This is a genomic window from Microcystis sp. LE19-10.1B, assembly GCF_027530565.1.
Taxonomy (GTDB): Bacteria; Cyanobacteriota; Cyanobacteriia; order Cyanobacteriales; family Microcystaceae; genus Microcystis; species Microcystis aeruginosa.
The window spans coordinates 1-1,819 of the sequence record NZ_JAPZQM010000450.1 but is presented as its reverse complement, the minus strand read 5'-3'; the positions used below and the strand labels follow the sequence as shown (position 1 = coordinate 1,819).

Sequence of the window (1,819 nt, the reverse complement as noted above, 5' to 3'; positions counted from 1 at the left end):
AATTTTGCTAATAAACATAGCAAAATTATAGATGATTTCCTGACCTAAGATCACATTTTATTCTTTTTTCCACTTCAATCTAAGAATTGAGAAAAAAGCAAAAGCTTATATTATACCATAAAAAAATTATGCAAGAGGTCTATTGATACGCTGCGTCCTATCCTTGAGAGAGTTGGGATGCTAGCCAATGCTTCTGACAAAATCGAATTAGGGTTACTTCCATACAAACCAGCCTTTGGCATAGTGGTGATCGACCCTGATGAGCCGTATGGACGAATAATCGTTGAAATGTACCCACACCACTCTGATTCGTTTGCCCCTACTTTTGAGTTGCGACCCGATCGAGATCCTCACTGGTATAAACATTTTAGAGAGCAATTTGAGAACTTGTGGAATGGTTGTGGGCAAAGGCACTTTTCAGGAGTAGAGGTGCATAAATTAGTCGAAGAGGTGCGAAATGTTTCGAGCAACTAACCAAGCCGTATAATGTGGGATCTGAGGTGGACGATTGCTTCCTCAAATTCGTCTCATGTCAAAGTTTGATACAATTCATTCAGGATTGAGCCTTCTGCGAGGGATGGGGACTATGCGATCAATTGAGCAACTGACTGAGGAAATATTGTCGCTGCCTAGCGAATCAAGAGCATTCCTAGCAGACAAGTTGGTGGAAAGCTTGGAATTCGATACCGACTCAGCAATTCAGGCAGTTTGGGTAACTGAAGCCAAGCGCCGAAGAGATGAGGTGCGAGATGGTTCTATTCAACCAATTCCAGGCGAAGACGCTTTAGCCCAAGTCAGACGGCTGATTGAGCCATGAGGTACGTATTTCATCCTGAAGCCCTGAATGAATACGCTGAAGCAGTTCAATACTACACAGAGCAGAGAGTTGAGGTTGCTCAAGCGTTCATAAACGCGATCGAGGATACAGTTTATCGGATCAGGGAGTCTCCAACCCGTTACGCTGCAATTGATGAAGATGTTCGGCGGTGTATGGCGCGTAAGTTTCCTTACGGTGTTCTCTACACAATTGAGCAAGACTACATTCTGATTTTGGCAGTCATGCATTGCAGTCGTGAGCCTGGATACTGGAAAAATCGCAAGTAATTGAAGTTGCCATCTGCCTAACTTCACCGTTGGCCAGCATCCCAGAAGACTTTCAGTATCCAGAAGACATACTCGATTTTGTTGAAAGCGGGCCGGGTGGTAAGGAGATGATTTGACAGGGTGAGACTTCAGACGTTCGACAAAACGAACGTCTGAAGTCTCACGGCAACTGCGTGGTCGCAACCTTAAGCGTGATTATCGGGTAACGACTATTTCCTCGATAGAAAACCGACAGACACCCCGAAATGGAGATTACCGATGCCCAATCCCCAACCCGCTCCCGATAGGGGTTCACCTTTAAGAGAAAAGGATATGACCCCACCAGATAACAAACCCGTGATCTGACAGATGAGAAACCAATGTAACAGACGACGGCGTTCTCGATCGATCGCACCCTGTAGGATCAAGGTTAGGTCATCTGTTCTGGTTCCTTCTTGGTACGTTGGATCAGCTTCTTTGCGATTAATTCTGGGGATTGTTTGAGAGAATCGAGGGACTCCTCGACCACGCGACCAGATTGTTCTACCTGGGACCTTAGACCGGGGACGCTGAAATTGCGTTCTTTCATCGAAAATTTGGGTCTGAAACCCCGTCGTTCTACGACGGCTTTACTGTTAAATATGAGCATCGTTTACGAAATATATGCTAAAATGTGAGACATGGAAAAAGCCTACTCGTTCCGATTTTACCCCACACCCGAACAAGAGTCGCTATT

Annotated in this window: 6 protein-coding genes; 4 read left to right on the top strand and 2 right to left on the bottom strand. The window is 45.2% G+C overall.

The features are described from left to right. Window positions 1-177 precede the first annotated feature (177 nt). The 3 genes from O9332_RS16440 (at window position 178) to O9332_RS16430 (ending at window position 1,104) form a co-directional block, all read left to right on the top strand. The gene (locus O9332_RS16440; protein ID WP_155120380.1) at window positions 178-474 is read left to right on the top strand and encodes a hypothetical protein; all 297 of its coding nucleotides are present in this window, start codon (window positions 178-180) and stop codon (window positions 472-474) included. A 112-nt stretch (window positions 475-586) separates the two neighbouring features. Continuing rightward, window positions 587-817 carry an addiction module protein gene (locus tag O9332_RS16435; protein WP_002758583.1) on the top strand — a complete coding sequence of 77 codons (231 nt, stop codon included), beginning with the start codon at window positions 587-589 and terminating at the stop codon, window positions 815-817. Continuing rightward, a complete protein-coding gene (locus tag O9332_RS16430) occupies window positions 814-1,104 on the top strand; it encodes a type II toxin-antitoxin system RelE/ParE family toxin (RefSeq protein ID WP_002758582.1) in 291 nt (96 codons plus the stop codon). Before O9332_RS16435 ends, O9332_RS16430 begins: the two co-directional genes overlap by 4 nt. A 209-nt stretch (window positions 1,105-1,313) precedes the next feature. Here the strand turns inward: O9332_RS16430 and O9332_RS16425 are convergent, their stop codons facing one another. Together O9332_RS16425 and O9332_RS16420 are read right to left on the bottom strand one after the other, a co-directional pair. Beyond that, a complete protein-coding gene (locus O9332_RS16425) occupies window positions 1,314-1,511 on the bottom strand; it encodes a hypothetical protein (RefSeq protein ID WP_002758581.1) in 198 nt (65 codons plus the stop codon). Window positions 1,512-1,513: 2 nt separating this feature from the next. Then, window positions 1,514-1,672 carry a hypothetical protein gene (locus tag O9332_RS16420; protein ID WP_288026471.1) on the bottom strand — a complete coding sequence of 53 codons (159 nt, stop codon included), beginning with the start codon at window positions 1,670-1,672 and terminating at the stop codon, window positions 1,514-1,516. Window positions 1,673-1,763: 91 nt separating this feature from the next. Between O9332_RS16420 and O9332_RS28125 the strand changes: the two genes are divergently transcribed. After that, on the top strand, window positions 1,764-1,819 hold a 56-nt coding region (locus O9332_RS28125), incomplete at its 3' end, for a helix-turn-helix domain-containing protein (RefSeq protein WP_072024880.1).